The sequence below is a fragment of the Exiguobacterium sp. SH5S13 genome, from assembly GCF_004337085.1.
Lineage (GTDB): Bacteria > Bacillota > Bacilli > Exiguobacteriales > Exiguobacteriaceae > Exiguobacterium > Exiguobacterium aurantiacum_A.
On the sequence record NZ_SJUS01000001.1, the window covers coordinates 225,466 to 247,237 of the forward strand.

General features: G+C 50.9%; 20 protein-coding genes. 6 read left to right on the forward strand and 14 right to left on the reverse strand.

What is annotated here, in order from left to right; genetic code table 11:
* Positions 1 to 7: 7 nt before the first annotated feature.
* Positions 8 to 196 (reverse strand): hypothetical protein, encoded by a 189-nt coding sequence (locus tag EVJ30_RS01160; RefSeq protein WP_015881266.1) that lies wholly within the window; start codon positions 194 to 196, stop codon positions 8 to 10.
* 247 nt (positions 197 to 443) lie between these two features.
* On the reverse strand, positions 444 to 710 hold the full coding sequence (locus EVJ30_RS01165) for a UPF0223 family protein (protein WP_070327590.1): 267 nt from the start codon (positions 708 to 710) through the stop codon (positions 444 to 446).
* Between the two features lie 184 nt (positions 711 to 894).
* On the opposite strand from EVJ30_RS01165, the gene EVJ30_RS01170 reads away from it, so the two are divergent.
* The gene (locus EVJ30_RS01170; RefSeq protein WP_131456320.1) at positions 895 to 2,376 is read left to right on the forward strand and encodes an aminotransferase class I/II-fold pyridoxal phosphate-dependent enzyme; all 1,482 of its coding nucleotides are present in this window, start codon (positions 895 to 897) and stop codon (positions 2,374 to 2,376) included.
* 105 nt (positions 2,377 to 2,481) lie between these two features.
* On the opposite strand, the gene EVJ30_RS01175 is transcribed toward EVJ30_RS01170, so the two are convergent.
* Positions 2,482 to 2,802, reverse strand: a complete 321-nt coding sequence (locus EVJ30_RS01175) for a DUF3055 domain-containing protein (protein WP_070327592.1) — start codon at positions 2,800 to 2,802, stop codon at positions 2,482 to 2,484.
* 75 nt (positions 2,803 to 2,877) lie between these two features.
* Between EVJ30_RS01175 and aac(6') the strand changes: the two genes are divergently transcribed.
* Entirely contained in the window at positions 2,878 to 3,321 is a 444-nt protein-coding gene (aac(6'), locus tag EVJ30_RS01180) for an aminoglycoside 6'-N-acetyltransferase (RefSeq protein ID WP_070327593.1), read from the forward strand.
* 271 nt (positions 3,322 to 3,592) lie between these two features.
* Positions 3,593 to 4,132, forward strand: coding sequence for a transposase (locus EVJ30_RS01185; protein ID WP_131467794.1), 540 nt, complete (start codon positions 3,593 to 3,595; stop codon positions 4,130 to 4,132).
* Between the two features lie 121 nt (positions 4,133 to 4,253).
* Here EVJ30_RS01185 and lpdA read toward each other — a convergent pair whose 3' ends face one another.
* The 4 genes from lpdA to pdhA form a co-directional block, all read right to left on the reverse strand.
* A complete protein-coding gene (gene lpdA / locus EVJ30_RS01190; RefSeq protein WP_131457242.1) occupies positions 4,254 to 5,666 on the reverse strand; it encodes a dihydrolipoyl dehydrogenase in 1,413 nt (470 codons plus the stop codon).
* Positions 5,667 to 5,670: 4 nt separating this feature from the next.
* Entirely contained in the window at positions 5,671 to 6,975 is a 1,305-nt protein-coding gene (locus EVJ30_RS01195; protein WP_131467796.1) for a dihydrolipoamide acetyltransferase family protein, read from the reverse strand.
* A 76-nt stretch (positions 6,976 to 7,051) separates the two neighbouring features.
* Positions 7,052 to 8,029, reverse strand: a complete 978-nt coding sequence (locus EVJ30_RS01200) for an alpha-ketoacid dehydrogenase subunit beta (RefSeq protein ID WP_070327596.1) — start codon at positions 8,027 to 8,029, stop codon at positions 7,052 to 7,054.
* A 3-nt stretch (positions 8,030 to 8,032) separates the two neighbouring features.
* Positions 8,033 to 9,118, reverse strand: a complete 1,086-nt coding sequence (pdhA, locus tag EVJ30_RS01205; RefSeq protein ID WP_131457246.1) for a pyruvate dehydrogenase (acetyl-transferring) E1 component subunit alpha — start codon at positions 9,116 to 9,118, stop codon at positions 8,033 to 8,035.
* Positions 9,119 to 9,450: 332 nt separating this feature from the next.
* Between pdhA and def the strand changes: the two genes are divergently transcribed.
* Both def and EVJ30_RS01215 read left to right on the forward strand, forming a co-directional pair.
* Positions 9,451 to 9,990: a peptide deformylase gene (def, locus tag EVJ30_RS01210; RefSeq protein WP_131457248.1), complete on the forward strand. Its 540-nt coding sequence runs from the start codon at positions 9,451 to 9,453 to the stop codon at positions 9,988 to 9,990.
* Position 9,991: 1 nt separating this feature from the next.
* Positions 9,992 to 11,617: an alpha/beta hydrolase gene (locus EVJ30_RS01215; RefSeq protein WP_131457375.1), complete on the forward strand. Its 1,626-nt coding sequence runs from the start codon at positions 9,992 to 9,994 to the stop codon at positions 11,615 to 11,617.
* Between the two features lie 402 nt (positions 11,618 to 12,019).
* Here EVJ30_RS01215 and EVJ30_RS01220 read toward each other — a convergent pair whose 3' ends face one another.
* Both EVJ30_RS01220 and rnjA read right to left on the reverse strand, forming a co-directional pair.
* On the reverse strand, positions 12,020 to 13,477 hold the full coding sequence (locus tag EVJ30_RS01220; RefSeq protein WP_131457250.1) for a phospholipase D family protein: 1,458 nt from the start codon (positions 13,475 to 13,477) through the stop codon (positions 12,020 to 12,022).
* Between the two features lie 61 nt (positions 13,478 to 13,538).
* Entirely contained in the window at positions 13,539 to 15,206 is a 1,668-nt protein-coding gene (gene rnjA, locus EVJ30_RS01225; protein ID WP_070327600.1) for a ribonuclease J1, read from the reverse strand.
* Between the two features lie 220 nt (positions 15,207 to 15,426).
* Between rnjA and EVJ30_RS01230 the strand changes: the two genes are divergently transcribed.
* On the forward strand, positions 15,427 to 16,203 hold the full coding sequence (locus EVJ30_RS01230; protein ID WP_131457377.1) for a Cof-type HAD-IIB family hydrolase: 777 nt from the start codon (positions 15,427 to 15,429) through the stop codon (positions 16,201 to 16,203).
* 29 nt (positions 16,204 to 16,232) lie between these two features.
* On the opposite strand, the gene EVJ30_RS01235 is transcribed toward EVJ30_RS01230, so the two are convergent.
* The 5 genes from EVJ30_RS01235 to EVJ30_RS01255 all read right to left on the reverse strand — a co-directional run bounded on the left by EVJ30_RS01235 (position 16,233) and on the right by EVJ30_RS01255 (position 21,702).
* The gene (locus EVJ30_RS01235; protein WP_131457251.1) at positions 16,233 to 16,895 is read right to left on the reverse strand and encodes a potassium channel family protein; all 663 of its coding nucleotides are present in this window, start codon (positions 16,893 to 16,895) and stop codon (positions 16,233 to 16,235) included.
* 108 nt (positions 16,896 to 17,003) lie between these two features.
* Positions 17,004 to 18,035, reverse strand: coding sequence for a cytochrome d ubiquinol oxidase subunit II (locus EVJ30_RS01240; RefSeq protein ID WP_131457253.1), 1,032 nt, complete (start codon positions 18,033 to 18,035; stop codon positions 17,004 to 17,006).
* Between the two features lie 14 nt (positions 18,036 to 18,049).
* Positions 18,050 to 19,438 (reverse strand): cytochrome ubiquinol oxidase subunit I, encoded by a 1,389-nt coding sequence (locus tag EVJ30_RS01245; RefSeq protein WP_131457255.1) that lies wholly within the window; start codon positions 19,436 to 19,438, stop codon positions 18,050 to 18,052.
* A 267-nt stretch (positions 19,439 to 19,705) separates the two neighbouring features.
* Positions 19,706 to 20,827, reverse strand: a complete 1,122-nt coding sequence (locus tag EVJ30_RS01250; RefSeq protein ID WP_131467798.1) for an N-acetyldiaminopimelate deacetylase — start codon at positions 20,825 to 20,827, stop codon at positions 19,706 to 19,708.
* Complete coding sequence (locus EVJ30_RS01255; RefSeq protein WP_070327606.1) at positions 20,824 to 21,702, reverse strand: transcriptional regulator CcpC; 879 nt, start codon at positions 21,700 to 21,702, stop codon at positions 20,824 to 20,826. The genes EVJ30_RS01250 and EVJ30_RS01255 overlap by 4 nt, the downstream gene beginning before the upstream one ends.
* Positions 21,703 to 21,772 lie beyond the last annotated feature (70 nt).

A 21,772-nucleotide genomic window follows, 5' to 3' on the forward strand; every position in this document is an offset into this window, starting at 1 on the left:
TTGTGGGTCAGGCTTCGAGACGCAAAAGTTCTTGGCGGTATTTCTCTAACCGATGCTTGCTAGCCTGGACAGTGGCATCGTCTTGTGACGCCATTGCATCGAAGAGTGTTGCCAATTCATAATCAATCTCTAGGCGCAGCACCGGAATCCGTTTTTCTGCGTCTTTTCTTTTGAATGCCTCAATCACTTGTTTCATGAGATGCCACACTCCTTTTGTTGGGCTACAAGTTACGGTTTAGTAAGTTGAATTGAGTATATCAGATGAGATTCAAAAAAGAAAGAGAATTGTCTGACTATTTTGAATTTTTTATCTTAGTGGATATATTCCCACTTCAACCGGTCCTAAACCTTAAATAACCGTTAGTGATATGTACCCTATTTCTTAAGGGATTAACTAAAAAAAGCAGGAACCGACAGATTCGTCGGTTCCTGCAATTCATTTGTTACAACCTGATAATCTTAGTATTTGATTTCAAGGCCGCTTGGACCGTACGATAGGTAGAGTATCCGGTCTGCTCATCGTGGACAGCGCTCAGTTGCTTCTCTTCTGATTTTGATGTCACGATTTGTTTGAACGACCGATACGTTGCTAAAAATTCTTCCCGATCGACGCCGCCTTCGTTGGCGAGTGCGACTTGATTATAGAACTCGACGACTTCGATCAGTTCTTCCGTCGTCCAGTCCGGATTGATTGGATAGTTGATTTGCATATTCTTCACCTCGACAACCATTGTATCAACAAAAAAAACTATTGCAAGTTGACTTGGAAATCTCTATAGTTTTTTTGTTGCATCGTTTTTCTGCATAGCAGACCAATCATTCACCGGGTAAAGAAACTTAGTATACGTAAACGACCGATCCCATACAAACGCTGATTTCAAGGAGGGCTTACTATTGAAAATTAAAGGGTCTACACAGCTCGACACGCCGCTATTTGAGACGTTGCTCAAACACGTCAATACAAATCCGATTGCGTTCCATATTCCCGGTCACAAAGGCGGAAAAGGAATGGATCCCGAATTTCGTGACTTCATCGGCGAAAATGCTTTAAAAATCGATTTGATCAACATCGCTCCACTTGATGACTTGCATCATCCGAAAGCGTCGATTGCTGAAGCCGAGCGTCTCGCTGCTGAAGCGTTCCGTGCTGACGAGACATTTTTCTCGGTCCAAGGCACATCGAGCGCCATCATGGCGATGATCATGGGCGTCGTCGGGCCGAACGAAAAAATTATCGTCCCGCGTAACGTGCATAAATCCGTCATGTCAGCGCTCGTCTTGACCGGAGCCCATCCTGTATTCATTCATCCTGAATACGATGAGACGTACGGGATCGCCCACGGCATCACGGCAAGCGCTGTCGAGCGCGCGCTCGAGCTGCATCCTGACACGAAAGCCGTCCTCGTCATCAACCCGACGTACTTCGGTGTCGCTGGTGACCTCGAACGCATCGTCGCCGTTGCTCACGCTCAGGACGTCCCTGTACTCGTTGACGAAGCGCACGGTGTCCACTTGCCATTCCACGACGAGCTCCCTCTGTCGGCGATGCAAGCGGGCGCAGACGTCGCTGCGACGAGCGTGCATAAGCTCGGTGGCTCGATGACAGGTAGCTCGATTTTGAACGTACGCCGCGGTCTCGTCTCGCCAGAGCGGATCCACGCGATGCTCTCGATGATTACGACGACGTCGACGTCCTACCTACTTCTCGCCTCGCTCGACGCAGCCCGGCGCCAATTGGCGACAAAAGGTGAGGCGATGAACGAACGCGCCCTCACGCTTGCCCGGTCGGCACGCGTCGCCATCAACAACATGCCGCATTTATCGGTCTACGGCCACTCTGAGCTCCATTCTGAGTCGACGTACGCCTTAGATGAGACGAAAGTACTCGTATCGGTTCGTGAGCTTGGAATTACCGGATTCGAAATCGAGAAATATTTGCGCGAACATCACCGCATCGAAGTCGAGATGTCCGATTTGTTGAACGTCCTCTTCATCGTGACGAGTGCCGACGATGAGTCGACGATTCAAGCACTTATCGATGCGATGCACGATGTCGTATCGGTGTATAAGCAGTCTGGGAACGATTCTTTATCGATCATGCTCCCGGAGATCCCACCACTCGCGCTCAGCCCACGAGACGCGTTCTACGAAGAGACGGAAACGATTCCGCTCGAGAACGCTGTCGGACGAATTTCGGCTGAGTTCATCATGGTGTATCCACCAGGGATTCCTATCATCATTCCTGGAGAATTGATCACGGCATCGACACTCGAGTACATCACGGCCAATATCGAAGCTGGTTTACCGGTTCAAGGACTTGAAGACGAGTCGCTTCAAATGATTAAAGTCATCCAACAAACGAAAGCAATCCGCTAAACGAAAGCGAGCCGGTCAAATTGACCGGCTCGCTTTGTGTCATCAGAAGAAAAGATGCTTATGATGATCGAATTGCTTCCCCTACTACCCATTATAAGAAAACGCTTACATTTTTTCAAGAGGTGATTCTGAAGTTTTTTCATCTTTCGTCCCTTCCTCGAGACAAAGACGCAAAAATTCAGCAACATGGTCGGTGTCATACAGATTGATTCCGAGCATCGGATAAAGCTGTCTCGGTTCTTCGAGCGCATGCATATCGAGAAGGGCTGACTGTCCGGTCTGCATGCAGACGACGAGTACTTTCCCCATGAACTGGTGCGTATAGACAAATCCGAAATCATAACGAGACGTCTCGGTTTCGATGCCGGTAAACCGAACGCGGCTCGTCTCGGAAACGGTATATAATAGCTCCTCATCAAACGCCATGATCATTCCCTCCTTTCTGACTTCATATGTTATTTTCCTTTATACTGAACTTGTGAAACCTAGGGAGGATGACTCATGAACATTCGAAAAGCAAGCGCGCGCGACGAAGCCGCACTATTGACGCTCATGCAAGCGCTCTGGCCCGACGCCCCGTTGATCGAGTTGACGGCCGAGCTTCGTCTCGGATTGCGTTCCGGCAAGATGCATTATTTTTTGGCGACCGACAACACGGCAGTCGGATTTTGCCAGCTCAGTTTCAGACATGACTATGTTCCCGGCGCCGTCTCTTCTCCGACTGCGTTCTTAGAAGGGATATACGTCGACGAATCCGTACGCGGGCAGGATGTGGCGACCCGGCTCGTCGAAGCTGCCGCATCATACGCTCGGTCGAAAGGCTGTGACGAACTCGCTTCAGATACGGAGCTTGACAATGAGGGGAGCCAACGTTTTCATGCTCGAATCGGTTTCGATGAAGTCGAACGGACCGTCCACTACATCAAAAAACTCTCCCGCGAGTAGGAGGGCACTGAAAAACTTCAAATAATTTTGAGCAGAGGAGCGTCATCCCGGATGGGATGGCGCTCCTCTGCTTTCATTGCCCTTCGAGCCGCCCTGTCCGGCACGCCGCTTTCCTGGGGGCGGTCAGCGAGCCGCATCGCGACGATGTCGCTGCTGGGTCTCGCCTTGCCCGCTGTTCCCCCGGGAGTCGGCGTGCCCTCGGGGCGACGCTGTACGTCCTTGCCGTTTCGGACTAAACTGGCTATAACTACACATCCTGGAGGCGATCCCGATGATGCCAGACCTGCCGAACATGCCGCCGAGCCCGTATGCGGCGCTTTACGATCTGTTGATCCCTGCCGATGACGAGCTACGGCCCATCCACGATCTCGTATCGTTCGATTTCGTCACCGACCTGCTCGCGGACACGTATTGTCACGACAACGGGCGGATGGCCGTCCATCCTGTCCGGATGTTCAAATATCTGTTCCTCAAGGCGCACTCGAACCTATCGGATGTCGATCTCGTCAGACGGGCGAGGACCGACCTCACCTATAAGTATTTCCTGGATCTCGCGCCGGAGGACGGCGTCATCAACCCGTCCTCGCTCACGAAATTCCGCCGCCAACGCATGGACGACGACAAACTGCTCGACAAACTGCTCGCACACACGGTCGAGGTCGCGAAAGAGATGGGGCTGCTGAAGGGACGGACGCTGATCGTCGATTCGACCCATTCCCGGGCCCGGTACGGGCAGAAGCCGATTGGGCAGGCGATCATCGCGGTAAACCTGAAGCGGATCATCACCCTCTCAAAAGAAAAAACAGGATAAGGGCAAGGAAAAAGAGCGATTGTCCCGACTTGAGTCGGTCCAATCGCCCTTTTTTCTGTTCACGCTCGGATAGAGCGGAGGTTTTTCAGTGCCCTCCGCGAGTAGCGAGAGAGTTTTTGTATTACTTAACGACGTGGATTGGCATACCCATTGCGATTTCTGCCGCTTCCATTGCCATCTCACCGAGTGATGGGTGAGCGTGGATTGTGAGCGCGATATCTTCAGCTGTCATGCCTGCTTCGATGGCGAGACCAAGCTCGGCAATCATATCAGAAGCGCCTGTACCCGCGATTTGAGCACCGATCAAAAGACCGTCCTCTTTACGCGTGATGAGCTTCATGAAGCCGTCTGGCTCGTCGAGGGCGAGGGCACGACCGTTCGCTGCGAATGGGAATTTCGATACTGTGAAATCGAGTCCTTCTTCTTTAGCGAGCGGTTCTGTGTAACCGACTGTCGCAAGTTCAGGGTCAGTGAAGACGACCGCTGGGATTGCTGAGTAGTCGAGGTAAGCCGGCTTACCTGCAGCTGCCTCCGCTGCAACTTTTGCTTCGTAAGAAGCTTTGTGTGCGAGCGGTGGTCCTGGTACGATGTCGCCGATTGCATAAATGTTTTCGTTCGACGTCTTGCACTGGTCGTCGATCTCGATGATGCCGCGGTCGCTGATTTTAACTTCAGCATTCTCGAGGCCGATGTCGCCAGTGTTCGGACGGCGTCCGACTGTGACGAGGACGTAGTCCGCTTCAACAGTCTGTTCTTCGCCGTTCACTTCAAACTTCACGATAACGCCGTCTTCCGTTTCCTCGACGCCTTTTGCAAGAGCGTTCGTGTGGATCGTGACGTTGCCTTTTTGTTTGAGTTTCTTTTTGACGATTTGCGTCATTTGTGGCTCGAAGCCAGACAAGATGTCGCTTGCGCCTTCAACGACTACGACTTCAGTATCGAAGTTCGCATACGCTGTTCCAAGTTCCATTCCGATGTAGCCGCCACCGATGACGACGAGCTTTTTCGGAACTTCTGTAAGAGCCAATGCGCCAGTTGAAGAAAGAACGCGTTTTGACCATTTGAACGATGGGATCTCGATTGGTGTCGAACCAGTCGCGATGATCGCTTTCTTGAACTTGTAAGGAGTTGAGCTATCTTCTGTGATGACACGAACTGTGTCTTCAGCTGCGAAGAACGCTTCACCTTGAACGATTTCGATCTTGTTGCCTTTCAAAAGACCTTTGACGCCGCCAGTCAATTTGTTGACAACCGACTGTTTCCAGTCTTGGACTTTCGTGAAGTCAACTGACACGTTGTCAGATGTGATTCCCATTGTCGAGTGACCTTTAGCGTGCTGGAAGTTATGTCCAGCCGTAATCAACGCTTTAGATGGGATACAACCGACGTTCAAGCAGACACCGCCAAAGTTGCCTCTTTCAACGATTGTAACTTTGAGTCCGAGTTGTGCGCCGCGGATTGCTGCGACGTATCCACCAGGACCGGCGCCGATGACAAGTAAATCAGTTTCTTGTGCGAATTCTCCTACTACCATGTTCTTATCCCTCCATCATTAGAAGTGCTGGATCTTGAAGCAAGCGTTTGACCATGTTGAGCGCGTTTTGAGCAGTCGCACCATCGATGAGACGGTGGTCAAAGCTGAATGAAAGTGCGAGCACTGGTGCTGCGACAATCTCTCCGTCTTTGACGACAGCTTTTTCAGCAATGCGGCCGATACCGAGAATAGCAACTTCCGGGTGGTTGATGACAGGTGTGAACCATTGTCCACCAGCTGAACCGATGTTCGTGATTGTGATCGATCCGCCTTTCATGTCGTCCCCAGCAAGTTTGCCTTCACGGGCTTTGCCAGCAAGCTCATTGATGTTGTTTGCAAGTGCGTAGACTGATTTACGGTCCGCATCTTTGACGACAGGAACGACGAGGCCGTTATCCGTGTCAGCTGCGATACCGATGTTGTAGTAGTTTTTGTAGACGATTTCTTCGTTTACATCGTCGATTGACGCGTTGATCGTTGGGTAAGCTTTCGCTGCCGCTGTCAATGCTTTGACGACGAATGGCAAGTACGTGAGTTTCACGCCTTGGTCAGCCGCGACTTGTTTGAACTCTTTACGGAGTGCGACAAGTTTCGTGACATCGACTTCGTCCATGAGTGTTACGTGCGGAGCCGTATGTTTCGAGTTGACCATCGCTTTCGAGATCGCTTTACGGATACCACGGATTTTCTCGCGCGTTTCGAGTTCAGGTGTAGCTGACTCGTAAGGCTTGATTTCCGTCTTCGCAGCCGCTGCCGGAGCTACAGATTCTGTTTTCTCTGTTGTAGCTTCCGCTGTCGGTGCTTCACCGTTTGCGAACGCGTCGATGTCTTCTTTAAGAATACGCCCGTTGTCGCCCGTTCCTTTGACTTCACGGATGTCGACGCCTTTTTCGCGAGCGTACTTGCGAATCGAAGGCATAGCGATGACACGCTCAGACTTGTGAAGTTGAACTTCACGTGGACCGTCTTCTTTCACGTCTTCTTTTACGTCTTCTTGAATCTCTTCTGTCTTCTCTTCAGCTTTTGGCTGTTCAGGAGCTGCTGCTTCTTCACCGGCTGGTGCGTCACCTTCAATATCGAACGTGATGAGCACGTCGCCGACGATGGCAACTGTTCCTTCAGAGACTTTAACTTCCTTGACTGTTCCGTCAACCGGAGCAGGAATCTCAACGACGGCTTTGTCGTTTTGAACTTCGAGGAGGATGTCATCCTCTTTCACTGTATCCCCTGCTTTGACGAACCACTTGACGATCTCACCTTCGTGAATTCCTTCACCGATGTCTGGTAATTTAAATTCAAATACTGCCACTGGTTTTTCCTCCCATCAAATAATCATGTAAATACGACAAGGGAGACAATTCTCCCTCATCGTTAAATGAACACGATCAGAAGTTGATAACTTCTTTAACTTTTGCAACGACATCTTTATGGTCAGGTAACCATGCATCTTCACCTTGTGCGAAAGCGAAGACCGTGTCTGGTGCAGTTACACGAAGCACTGGTGCTTCGAGGTGAAGAATCGCGCGTTCTTGAATTTCAGTTACGACGTTCGCCGCAATCCCTGCTTGACGCTGTGCCTCTTGAACGACGATCGCGCGGCCAGTCTTTTTAACTGACTCGACGATTGTGTCGATATCAAGCGGGCTGATTGTCATGAGGTCGATTACTTCGACGTTGATGTTTTCTTTTTCAAGCTCTTCAGCTGCTTTGAGTGAAGTATGAACCATCGCACCGTATGTGATGATCGAAACGTCAGTACCTTCGCGTTTCACGTCTGCTTTTCCAAGCTCGATCGTGTAGTCGCCTTCTGGTACTTCGCCACGGAACGAACGGTAAAGTTTCATGTGCTCGAGGAATACGACTGGGTCGTTGTCACGGATTGACGCGATCAAAAGACCTTTTGCATCGTATGGTGTTGACGGGATGACGACTTTAAGACCAGGTGTCTGAGCCATCAATCCTTCAAGGCTGTCCGCATGCAGTTCTGGTGTTTTAACGCCGCCACCGAACGGTGAACGGATTGTAACCGGCTGGCTGTAAGCGCCGCCTGAACGGTAACGCATACGTGCCATTTGGGCAGCAACTGAGTCAAACACTTCGAATACGAATCCGAAGAATTGAACTTCCATGATTGGACGGAAGCCTGTGAGTGCAAGACCGATCGCGAGACCGCCGATACCAGACTCAGCGAGCGGTGTATCGAAGACGCGGTCTTCGCCTAACTCGTCTTGGAGACCTTCCGTTGCACGGAAGACCCCACCGTTTTTACCAACGTCTTCTCCGAAAAGAAGTACTTTCTCGTCGCGCTTCATTTCAACGCGCATCGCATCAGTAATCGCTTGGATCATTGTCATTTGAGCCATAACTTACTTCGACTCCTTTGCTGTATATTCTTCAAGCTGCTCTTTCAAGTTTGAAGGGAGTGTTTCGAACATGTTGTTGATGAAGTCCGAAACTTTTTGTTTTGGTTCTTTGTCCGCGAGGCTGATCGCTTCTTTCACGTCTGCTTTCGCTTGTTCGATCACTTCGTTCTCCATGTCTTCGCTCCAAAGCTTTTTGCCTTCGAGGAAAAGACGGAAACGTACGAGTGGATCTTTTTCTTGGTACTCTGAATCGAGTTCTTTCGTACGGTAACGTGTTGGGTCATCCCCAGCGAGCGTATGTGGTCCGTAACGGTATGTGAGTGCTTCGATGAGCGTCGGTGTCCCATCAAGTGCGTCTTTACGCGCTTGTTGTGTTGCGGCGAAGACAGCAAGTACGTCCATACCGTCAACTTGGATTCCGTTGATGCCCGCTGCTACAGCTTTTTGCGCGATCGTTTTAGCTGCCGTCTGCTTCTCAACAGGTGTCGAGATTGCGAAGCGGTTGTTTTGAACGACGAAGATAGCTGGTGATTTGAATGCGCCTGCGAAGTTCATGCCTTCGTAGAAGTCACCTTGTGACGATCCACCGTCACCCGTGTAAGTAATGGCGACGTTCGTGTTGCCGTTGCGTTTGAGGCCCATAGCCACACCCGCTGCTTGAATGATTTGTGCGCCGATGATGATTTGCGGCATTAAGACGTTAACGTCTTCTGGGATGCGGTTTCCTGCCACGTGACCACGTGAGAACAAGAACGCTTGATAAAGCGGAAGTCCGTGGAATACGAGTTGTGGGATATCGCGGTAACCCGGAAGAATCCAGTCTTGCTTGTCGAGCGCGTATTGCGTCCCGATCATCGTTGCTTCTTGACCTGCCACTGGCGCATAGAAACCTAGGCGTCCTTGACGGTTAAGCGAGATGGCACGCTGATCCCAAATTCGAGTATAGACCATGCGGCGCATAAGCTCCTGAAGTTGCTCGTCCGTTACATCTGGCATTGCGTCTTGGTTGACGACCTCGCCCTTCTCGTCGAGAATACGGAACGTTTGGAAGTTTTCTTCCACGTTTTGAAGTACCTGAACGTTGTTCATTCGTTTCACCTCATCCTTTCAACTATGAGACAATTGTCTTTTTTTGTGATCAAACACTACCTCAAATCTTAAGTGTATCTGTCTAAAAAAGCAATCTGTATTAACGTGATTCAGGAAAGTATGACTTCTCCTGCCGTTTCCTAGTCAGTATAAAACGGGTTGTTACAATAACGCAAAAAATATGCTCACTCCATAAAAACGCTTACATGAACACATTTTTCGAATGTTTTACGCTCTGTATCATTTTCATTTCACCTTCTGTACCATCTGAGCGATTCGCTCATTAAATATGATATAATTGGACATATCGCAATTGGAAAGGAAGTTTACCCATGTTAACAATGAAAGACGTGATTCGTGAAGGAGATGAGCGGCTCCGTAACCGTTCAAGTGAAGTCTCGATTCCACCTACGGCAGAAGACCTCGCCCTGCTCGACGAGATGGAAACGTTCCTCGTCAACAGCCAAGACCCTGAGATCAGTGAAAAATATGAGCTTCGCGGCGGTGTCGGGATTGCCGCACCACAACTTGGTGTCAATCGCCGGTTCTTCACCGTCCTGCTAAAAGAGGAAGAAGAGACGTTCAAGCTGTCGATCTTCAATCCGAAAATCACGAGTCATTCGCTCGAACAGACGTATTTGAACGGCGGTGAAGGCTGCTTATCTGTCGACCGCATCGTCAAAGGCAACGTACCGCGTCACCGTCGCATCACCCTCGAAGGATTTGACCGTGACGGCAATCCGATCAAGTTACGTCTTCGCGGGATGCGAGCCATCGTCTGCCAACACGAACTCGACCACTTGGACGGAGTCCTGTTTTATGACCGCATTAATACGACCAATCCGCTAGAAACATACGGTGAACCGATCTGAGGTGACGAGCGTGAAAAAAAAGACACTGTTGTTCCTATTCCCATTCTTGTTTCTTTTAATCGGTGGATGCGTCCGGATCGAATATGACGCCACCGTCCACTATGATCAGTCTGTCACGCTCGAGACGACGTATGCATTCCGCGATCACCCGGTCATGAAGCTATTAAACTTACGGCTCGACTGGGAAACGTGGAAACAACAAGCGAACGATAACGGCTATGCGACTCGAGACTATTCGAGCGAAGACGATTACGAAGGTATGGTGTTAAAGAAGACGTTCAAAAACGCCGATGAACTGCGAAACATTAAACAGGAATGGAAGACCGGACCGGCCGGTGTCCTCGTTCCCCCCGACGTGAAATTTGACGTTCAAAAGGAAGACGGCATTTGGTTCGATTCATACGTATTGAAGACGAACTTGGATTTACGTCTCGATCGCGTTGACTTGCCTGGTGTCAACTTGAGCGGTTCCCCGAAAGAACTCGCCGAGCGTTACATCCGCCAAGCCGACATCCGTTTCAATTTGACGGTACCGACCGGTGTGTTCGTCGAGGACGGGACCGGTCTTGACCCTCGTTCAATGAAACAAGTCGAGTGGCAAGTGTACGGCGGACGCCAAAACAATATGATGCTTGTTGCGCACGTACCGAACGTCAAAGCGTGGACCATCACGATCGTCGTTGCCATCATTGCTAGTGTGACTGCTTTCTTCTTTTGGCGGAGATCTCGGAAAAATGTCGGAAACCCCGACCGGACATCGATTCGTTCGCGCGTGCTCGGTATGTTGATCATCCTGTTAGCGTTAGCCATCATTATCGTGACCGTACGTGAAGAGCTGACGAACGATCGAAAAGTCGAAGCCATCCGTCAAGCCGCCCAAACCGATGAATTCATCCCGACGTTCGCCGTCCACGGCCTGCTTGGGACCGACCGGACGTTCCTCCGCTTCTCCCAATACATGGAGCAGCGCGGACTCGCCAAAGACGGTGCGCTTTGTACGGTGACAGCGAAAGGAGCGGTCGACTGCGTCATCAATGATTACAGTTCGAACCGCCCGATCGTCCGGATTGAATATGAGGATGCTGAAGCGTCCTTGAACAACCAGACGAAATGGTTGAACCTCGCCATCGAAGAGTACAAATCGGAACGAAACCGTTCGTTCGACCGCATGTATGTGATCGGTCACAGTATGGGCGGTGTCGCCGCAGCCAACTACATTTTGAACCAAGACGAGTATATCGTCGATAAGCTCGTTACGTTCGATAGCCCGTTCGCCGGGACGCGCCTCGCCAACTTCGGTTTATCCGCCAGCAACTTCGGTGTGAACACGGGCAGTCCGGCCATCCGCGACTTGTCGCCGAGTTCTGATGGGCTCAAGTCGTTCCAGGCGAAGCTTGAGACGTGGCCCCGCTCCGTCCAAGTGTATTCGTTCTCAGGACGAGGCGGCGAGTTCAACTTGATCGAACCGTCGAGCTCGCTCTTGCTTGAGGAATACACGAACAATATCGGTACCGAGACCGTCCCATACGATCACTTCTCACTTCATCGGAAGACGGACGTGCTCCGTGAGACGGGCGAGTTCTTATACGAGTATTCAAATGAGTTCAATCCAGTCGAAACGCAATAAAACAAGCCCGTCCTCTGATGAGGACGGGCTTGGGCTGTTGACGAACCAATTCGCTTTTCGCGAATTGGTTCGTCTTTTTTATGTTCGATGACCTCGAGTCACTCTGCCCGACATAAAATTGAAAAACTGTTATGTATACGGTCTTTCTAGGCCAACAAATTGGCCAGTTCTTTCATAATTTATGCGGTGACCGCCGCCAGATGGCGACCGTGTGCGTTGCCCGTCCGATGGCGCCCCGTCCCCTGCAGGATAGCAATCCAACGGAGACCCAGCAGCGACGCGAGTCGCGATGCGGCTCCGGGATTGCCTGCGGAAAGCGTGGGCGCCGAAAGGACGAGCGATAGCAATCATGTTAGTCAACAAGTTGAAGCCCGCCCTCTGTTGAGGACGGGCTTGTTTAGGTCAGTAGGTCATCGTCCACGTCAACTTCTGTAACCAGTAGAGCAAGTACTTGCCAATCGGCAAGTCGGTCTGAATCTCATCATAAGCGACGGTGTACGTCCCGTCCTCGTTGTTCCAAAGCCGTTTGAAATAGCTATCGACTTCGCGCATGAACTCGGTCTCGGTCGCAGTCGTCACTTCGACGTCCGCCTCGAGGTTATAGTCGTTCATATTCCGGGTCGTATAGTTGCCAGACCCCATCACGACAACACGCTGCTCGCCTTCGACGTAGAGCATCTTCGGATGATATTGTTCTTTCCCGACTTCGTACCAGCGGACCTCGATCTGTTCCGGATTGACTTCGACGAGCTCAGCCGTGACCGGCAAGTTCGGGAGACCCGACTTATTACGCCCGAACGCGTTCGTGTTCGGGTCAAGGATGAGCTTGACGAACGCGCCGCGCTCGGCGGCGTCGTGGATCGACTGGATGATGTTCCGGTCGGCCAAATAGAACATGCCGATCCAAATCGTCTCGCCCGCTTTCGCCTCTTCCATCGCTTTCAGGACGGCTTCTTGAATTTTCGACTCGGTGACGTAACGAACCTGCATCGGTCCGTCCGAGTCCTCGTCACGTAAGGCGGCAAGTTTTTCTTCACTCGGGAAACGACTCGCATCCCCTTTCGAGAACCGGGCGATCGCCTCTTCCCCTTCAAGAATGTCAGCTAGGATCGGACCGTCGAGTCGGACACCGACATTTGAATGGTAACCGGACGCGTCATGCGGATTCGCCGAGAGGACGAACCCGTCGTTCTCCGTCACCATGACTTTGCGATGGTTCGCTTTCACGTTCAGTAACCGTAAATAAGAACGAATCGTGATGTCCGGTGCCGATTTCGCCATCGGGTTCGAAAGCCAACCGTTCTGGCTGTCCCCGAACCATTGGAAGCCGATGCGATACAACGTCGAGTACAAGATATTCGGGTCACGTAACGCGTCGAGGTTCGTGTAGACGACTTCAGCGCCCGCTTCCTTGAGCACGTCTAAATGGTCAGACGCGTGGCCGTTATACGTCGTGTTGATCTCGTCTGTGATCAACACGACGTTCAAGTCCGGATACAGCTCCATCTGTTCTAAGAGTGCTGACGACAGGCGGGCCGTGATGTCCGGGTACTGTCGATCTTCATTTGAATATGGATTGAATAAGAAAAAGTCCATGACGATATATTCGCTTGCTTCCCGAATCGATCGCTCGACATCTTGGAAGATTTCTTGCTCGGTCACTTCCGTATCTTCCCCTTGGTATGTCAAATCAGACAAAAAATCGATTTGGTCATCCGAGATGTTTACCGATTCGGATGCTCGAGACACCCCTTCTGGTAGCGGTTTTACTTGATGATAAATCATCGTGACTAAAAATAAGAGCGCAAATGCGGCAAGTCCCCATTTGAGCCATCCTGTCTTATGCTTCTGCCGTTCCATACGCACCGTCCCCTTTTTTATGCTCTAAAAAACGGGCTGTAGTCACCTACAGCCCGTTCGTTCATACTTCCATAATGATCGGAAGAACCATTGGGTGTCTTCGTGTTTTTTGAGCCAAGTATGGTGTGAGTGTATCCGAGACGAGTTGTTTCATCTCTGACCACTTCATCTGCTTATTCGACAATCCTTGTTCGACCGTCTTCTTGAGCAAGCGCTCACCGTCACGAATCAAGCTACCCGATTCGCGCATGTACACGAATCCGCGCGAGATGATGTCGGGTCCGGAGACGAGTTTTCGCGTCTTGCCGTCGATGCTGATGACGACGACGACAAGTCCATCTTCTGACAAGATGCGGCGGTCACGTAAGACGATATTGCCGATGTCACCGATGCCGTTTCCGTCAACATAGACGGCGTTCGCCGAAATTTTGCCTGTGATGGCAGCCGAATCGGCGTCGACGGCGAGCACTTCGCCGTTGTCCATTACGAACGTGTTCTCTTTCGGGATCCCGACCGACTGCGCGAGCTCGGCATGTTTCACTAACATGCGGTACTCTCCGTGAATCGGCATGAAGAATTTCGGGTTGAGCAACCGGATCATGAGCAGTTGCTCTTGTTGCGATCCGTGACCTGACGTATGGATGTTCGTGAGTTTACCGTAGACAACGTCAGCGCCCGCTTTGTATAGTTGGTTGATCGTTTTACCGACCGACACGGCGTTACCTGGAATCGGTGACGATGAGAAGATGACCGTGTCGCCAGGGATGATCGAAACTTGACGGTGTGTCCCGTTCGCAATCCGGCTGAGCGCAGCCATCGGTTCACCTTGTGATCCTGTACAGAGAATCGCCACTTCATGTGGTTGGAAGTTGCGCATCTGGTTCGTCTCGATAATCATTCCTTTTGGTACGTTGATGAAGCCGAGATCTTGTCCGATCGTCATGACTTTTTCCATCGAGCGACCGAAGATGAGCAAGTGGCGGCCCGTCTCAGCACAAGAGTCGATGACTTGTTGCAGACGATAGATGTTCGAGGCGAACGTCGCGAAGATGATGCGCCCTTCCGCTTTACGGAACGTCTCACTGATCGTCCCGCCGACGACTTTTTCACTCATCGTGAACCCTTCGATTTCTGCGTTCGTCGAGTCTGACAAGAGACAAAGGACGCCTTCTTTCCCGATCTCAGCCATTTTGGCGATATCAGCCGGCTCGCCGACCGGTGTGAAGTCGAACTTGAAGTCGCCGGTATGGACGATGTTGCCTTGTGGCGTCTTGACGACGACACCGAGCGAGTTCGGAATCGAGTGAGTCGTCCGGAAGAACGAGATACTCGTCTTTCTGAACTTAACGATCGTATCCTCATCGATTTCATGCAATTCGGCCTCGCGAAGCAAGCCATGCTCCTCAAGTTTCACTTTGATCAACCCAAGGGCGAGCTTTGTCGCATAGATCGGCAGTTTGACTTGTTTCAACAAGAACGGGATTCCACCGATATGGTCTTCGTGACCGTGGGTGATGAACACCCCTTTTACTTTTTCTTTGTTTTTGATCAAGTATGAGTAATCTGGAATGACGTAGTCGATCCCAAGCAAGTCATCCTCTGGGAACATAATCCCGGCGTCGATGACAATGATCTCATCTTGAAATTGAGCGACGTACGTATTCTTCCCGATTTCTCCGAGTCCGCCTAATGCGAACACAGCGGTTTGATGGTTCTTTACAAACTTCATTTAATCTCTCCTTACTTCTAGTTAGTTGATTTTCATCTATGTGATACATAAGTGATTCTCGTGATAAAGTTATGTCTCCGTAAGATTCTTTCTTCATTATAGCTCATATTGTGACAAAATTTCACTAATGACGTCAGATTGAGGGCTGTTTCTTGATTTCGTGGTATGCTTTTTTGTATAGACATACCCTAAACAAGACAGAGAAAGCATGGTGATTCGAATGGAAGATAAAAAAGTAGTCTTTTTTGACATTGACGGCACACTTCTCCACGAAGGGACGTATATTCCGCCTTCGACGATTGCGGCGATCGAACAACTTCGTGCGAACGGAGTCGAGACGTTCATCGCGACGGGACGAGGCCCGGCGATGCTCTCAGACATCCCGCAGCAACTTGGAATCGAGAGCATGGTGTGCTACAACGGCCAAATCGTCGTCCACCGCGGGGAAATCGTCTATCGGAACACGCTACCGACTCATGCGCTCAGCCGTTTGACGGACCATGCGGGTACGAACGACCACACACTCGTCTATCTCGGACAAGACCGTGGCGGCGCGACGAAACCGAACGACCACGTCGTCGAACAGTCGCTCGGTGAACTCGATATACCGATCCCGACGTACGCGCCAAACTTCCACATTGAACAGGACGTCTATCAGACGTTGCTCTACTGCACGCCTGAAGAAGAGCATCGTTATCTCGACGCTTACAGCGAATTCGATTTTATCCGCTGGCACCCGCATGCGATGGACGTCATCAATCGCGGGGCGAGCAAGGCGGACGGCATTCGCCACTTCATCGAGACGAACGGCTATCGCCTCGAGAACACATACGCCTTCGGTGACGCGTTGAACGACTTGGCGATGCTCCGATACGTCGGTACAGGCATCGCGATGGGCAACGGACGAGCCGAGGCAAAAGAAGCGGCCGACTTTGTGACGAAATCGATTCTTGAAGACGGTATCGAGTATGGACTAAGAAAAATGAAATTAATCTAAAAACAACGAGAGGCGCGCGCCTCTCGTTTTTATCTTGACCGAAGCGAGCGTTCGAGCCGGTCGAGGTCGGTATCTTTTCCGATGATGATCAAAATATCTTCCGGCAGGATCATCTCGTCGGCTTGAGGGGAAATCAAGACGTCGTCACCACGACGGATGGCGACGATGTTGACTCCGTATTTGGCACGAAGGTCCAAATCAATCAGTGATTTATTCGATAGTTTTTCAGAAGCCTTGATCTCGACAATCGAATGTTCATTTGAAAGTTCAAGGTAATCCAAAATACTTTGGCTCATCAATCCGTTGGCGATCCGGACGCCCATATCGCGTTCCGGGTGGACGATGTTATCCGCACCGATTCGACGTAGGACTTTTTCGTGGTAGTCGTTCGTCGCTTTCACCGTGATGATTTGGACACCGAGCTCTTTCAAAATCAACGTCGTCAAAATCGAGGCTTGAATGTTTTCTCCGATTGCCACGATCACATGTTCGAAGTTACGAATCCCAAGACTCTTTAAGACGTTCTCATCGGTCGTGTCGGCGATGACCGCGTGCGTGGCTAGACCCATGAACTCATTGACGCGTTCTTCATCCACGTCGATGGCGAGCACGTCATATCCGTTCGACGACAGCTCCCGCACGATCGACCCACCAAACCGACCTAAGCCGATGACTGCAAATTCACCTGTCATATTCAAAACATCCCTTTCCCTACAGCTGGTTCTGTTCCCGATTCTTCGTACAGTGTAACCGATTCGCCCTAAAAAAACTATACAAAAAAAGACCGGGAAATCCCGGTCTTATGCTTTACCGCTTGAACGTTTTCCACGCACATAGTCATTGTCGAACAAGAACAGACGAAGCAATAAATACAACGCCGGTACGAGTAAGAGCAATCCTAGAATGAACACGATGACGAGCGCGATCGCCATCGACTCGTTGACGACACTTCCGTTAATGTCGATATACGGATAGAGGATATACGGCAAATGCGTATAGCCATATCCGAACCACGCCATGAAGAACTGACCCATGACCATTAAGAAAGCGAGTCCGTAGTTGCGTTTCAAGTAGACGAACGATACGGCAATGATGAAGAAGACGAAACTCGCGGCGAACCACCACCAGTTACCCGCCAAAATGTTTTCATAATGCCATGCCGCCTGCGACTTTAAGCCGAAGAAGACGAGTCCCGAAGCGAGGATCGTCGGAACACTCCAGAAGAGCGCCCACTTACGCACGAGGCCGACTGCTTCGACATCACGTGCCTTGTCCGCATAGAACAAGAGGAACATCGCACTAATATAGAGCACCGACACGATCGCGAGGATCACGACTGTCCACGAGTAAAAGTTTGTGAACAACTTCAATCCGTTAAAGAACACACCCGACTCTGTCTCGTTAATGAATCCGCCTTGACTGACCGTGAGCACGGTCGACATCGCTGCCGGAATCAATAGACCTGTCGCACCATACAAGAACACGTAAAACGTACTCTCTTTCGAACCGTAGTTCGCGAACGCATAAAAACTTCCGCGAATCGCGAGCAAAATCAACACGACAGAGGCCGGTACTAACAAGGCCGTTCCATAATAGTAAGCCGTATCCGGGAAGAACCCGACGATTCCGACGAAGAAGAAGACGAAGAAGACGTTCGTCACTTCCCATGTCGGCGACAAATACCGTTGAATCAGGCGATTGATTTTTTGGTCTCGCTTCGTGTACTTACTATAGAAAGCGAAGAAGCCGGCACCGAAATCAATCGATGCAACGATGAGATAGCCGTATAAAAACGTCCATAATACGGCAATCCCTAATTCTTGAATTTGCATGTCATATCCTCCGATCACACTTCATCCGCAAACATCGCTTCGCCGCGATGTTCCGATTGTTTTAGTTCTTTCCCGACTGGGTTGTCCTTGAACAGACGTGTCAAGACGAGCACTGTGACCACGCCAAGAACCGCATATAGGATCGCGAAGGCGATGAGCATCCAACCTACGTTAGCCGACGTTGTCGCTGCCTCACTCGTGCGCATCAAATCATAGAGCGCCCATGGCTGACGGCCAAACTCGGCGAAGAACCACCCGAACTCGATTGCCATCATGGCGAGAGGGCCTCCCGCCGCAATCGCGATCAGCATCGGTTTGCTGAATTGAGGCAATCGCTTAATATAGCGTCCGAGGACGAACAGGAATGAGATAAGCGCAAGAAGCATCCCGATTCCGACCATTGCATCAAACAGATAGTGGATGAACAGTGGCGGTTGGTCCTCTTTCGCAAATTCATTAAGACCCGTCACTTCATAGTTTGGGACACCGCCCGCTAAGATTGACAACGCATAAGGGATTTTAATGGCCCCGCGTACTTCGTAACCACCTTCACCATCGTCTTCGAGCCATCCGCCCAAGATGAGTTCGGCTTCGGAGGAGGTGTCAAAATGCCACTCTGCCGCCGCCAACTTATCCGGCTGATACTTCGCCAAGTACTTACCTGAGAAGTCCCCGACGAGCGCAGTCGCAATCGCAAAGATGAGAGCGACGGTCATCGTTAAACGAAGACCTTTTTTGTGATACTCGACTGACAATTTGTCGAGCTGGTTACGACGTTGGCGCAATAACTGCACGGCCGCAATCGCCGCTAAGATGAACGCCGATGTCAAAATGGCAGACGTTAATACGTGCGCCATCTTCGTCGGCATCGCCGGGCTGAACATCGCATCGAGCGGACTCACGTTCGCAAGTTTTCCATCGACGATGTCAAATCCGACAGGTTGGTTCATAAAGCTGTTGACTGTCGTAATGAAGAAACCTGAGAACAGTGCACCAACGGCGACTGGAATCCCGATCAGCATATGGTGCCATGGGTTTTTAAAACGATCCCACGTGTACAAATAAATGCCGAGGAAGATCGCTTCAAAGAAGAACGCGAACGTTTCCATGAACAACGGCAGCGCGATCGTCTGACCGGCGACGCGCATCAAGTTTGGCCAAAGCAGTGATAACTGCAGCCCGATGGCTGTACCGGTGACGACACCGACCGCGACGGTCACGACATAGCCCCGCGACCACCGACGAGCCATCAAGATGTATTTCGGATCTTTCTTTTTAATACCTAAAAACTCTGCCAATAAAATTAAAAGTGGAACCCCGACGCCGATTGTGGCAAAAATCACATGAAAGCCTAACGTGAGTGCCGTTAACGCCCGACTCATCAGGACCGGATCTTGAAACATCTATTGATTACCTCCTATCTCTCTCTAGCGCTTCACACCGATGCGTGAAACGAAACATCACAGATGATTTCCTTTGGATAACCCTATCATAATGATTTTATATAGCGCTGTAATGTCTCAATGCTTGAGTTCGCAAAATGTTCACATTTGAACAAGCTTAACAATATCGACGCTTTACAATCATAATAATTTCCCTTTTTCCTCACATCGGAAGCACAATTCAACACATTCCAATAAAAAAAGCGAACCGCAACGCGTCCGCTTCGTTCACTTCACAATGACCGTTCTAAAGAAATGGTCGAACAGTTCGACCGCGACATCGATCGCCCGCTCATCCGGATTGAGCGTCGCTTGATGAAGACCTGAACCCATGTCGTTCACCCCAAGCCACACCATGAACCCCGGCACTTGTTTCAACATATAGCCGAAATCCTCACCGGTCATGGCCGGGACGCACGTCTTATACGAATAGCCGACGTCTTCGACCGCTTCCTCGAACTGGAACAAATACCGTTCGTCGTTCACTACTTCATGGTACCGGTTGCCGAACTCGAGGTCGATATGGACGTTATACGTCATCTCGACACCGGCGATGACTTGACGGATCCGGCGCTCAAGGACGACCATTTCTTTATCCGACAGGGCCCGGATCGTCCCATCGAGCTTGGCCGTCTCGGCGATGATGTTCTCTTTCGTGCCGGCAGCGACTTTACCGATACTGATCACGGCGCTCCCCATCGGGTCGATGTTGCGAGAGATGATCGTCTGCAGCTGCATGATCAGTGCCGCCTGAACGATGACAGCGTCAATCCCGGCATGCGGGAAAGCGCCGTGCCCACCCTTGCCGTGAATCGTGAGGTGGAGCTCACGTGCACTCGCGAACAAGACGCCCGGCCGTGAGGCAATCGTGCCGACCGGGTATTCCGGCGCCACGTGGAGACCGAACATCGCGTCAGGACGGAAATGATAGAACAACTCCGACATCGCCATCGGTTCCGCACCGCCCGGCCCTTCTTCGGCCGGTTGGAAGAAGACGACGAGATGATGATCGAGCGGCTCTTCGATTGCGCGTTTGATCAAGCCGAGCGCGATTGCCATATGGACATCATGGCCACAGGCATGCATCATGCCTTCATGGACCGAGGCGAACTCAAGTCCCGTCTCTTCCGTGATCGGCAATCCGTCCATATCGGCCCGATACCCGATCGTCTTATCGCCGACAAGACCGTCGACACGCACGAACAGTCCGGTGCGCCAATGCGAGATATGGACCCGTGACGAGTTAAACGAACGAATCAACTCCTCAAGCGTCGCTTGTGTTTTAAACTCTTTGTAACCCGGTTCTGGAATCAAATGTAACTGTCTTCTAGCTTCTATGACCCAACTCATTCCACACTCTCCTTTGTCACTTCTTCAACGATTTCCCAAAACGCTTTCACTTGCGCGAGCTCGAGCATCGAGTCGGTCGACAACATCCACGTGTCACGCACGAGCGGTGTCCCGTTCGACGACGTGAGCGGGATCTTATTGATCGCCTCGACATCGCGAATCGTCGACTCCGGCAAGATGGCAAAACCAATCCCATGCAGCGCCATCTGTTTGCACGTCTCGATTTGATCGACGACGAGCGTTGTGAGCGGAGGACTCGAGAACCGCTCTTGCCACCATTCAAGGATTTCTTGATAATAGGTCGAGTCACTTTTAAACTGAATGAACGAGCGCTCGTTATTTTTCAACTGCTTTAAATCGGTCATCCGCATATCAACGAGGTGAAGTGAATCTGAGAACAGTTTCATCTTTTCTCCGCGCCAGTCCGGATTACCGCGAATGATCCCGATATGGAAACTCTCTTCGAGCATATAGCGCATCATCTCGCTCGACCATCCTGTCACGAGCTTGACCCGGACGGACGGATACCGTTCCATGAATCGTTTCAAGACGCGGGGCAACCAATACTGTCCCATGATCGAGGCGACCGCGATTTTGAGCGTCCCATACACTTCGCCTTGCTTGGCCGTCAACTCTCCCCGAAGTTCTTGCTCTTCGCTATACATCTTTTTCGCGAAGTCGATGATTTTCTCACCGTCCGGGGTGAGGGCGAGGCCTCGCGTCGAGCGGACGAAAATCTTCTTGCCCCACTGATGCTCGATCGTGACGAGGCGTTGGCTTAAAGCCGGTTGGGAGACGAACAACCGCTCGGCGGCTTTTCTCATATTCAACTCTTCGGCGAGGACGATCAACACTTCCACTTCTGATACTTGCATGACGTCACCTGTTTCTATATCGTTTCTAAGACTGTATACTAAATCCATTGTTGCTAAACTGTATCATATC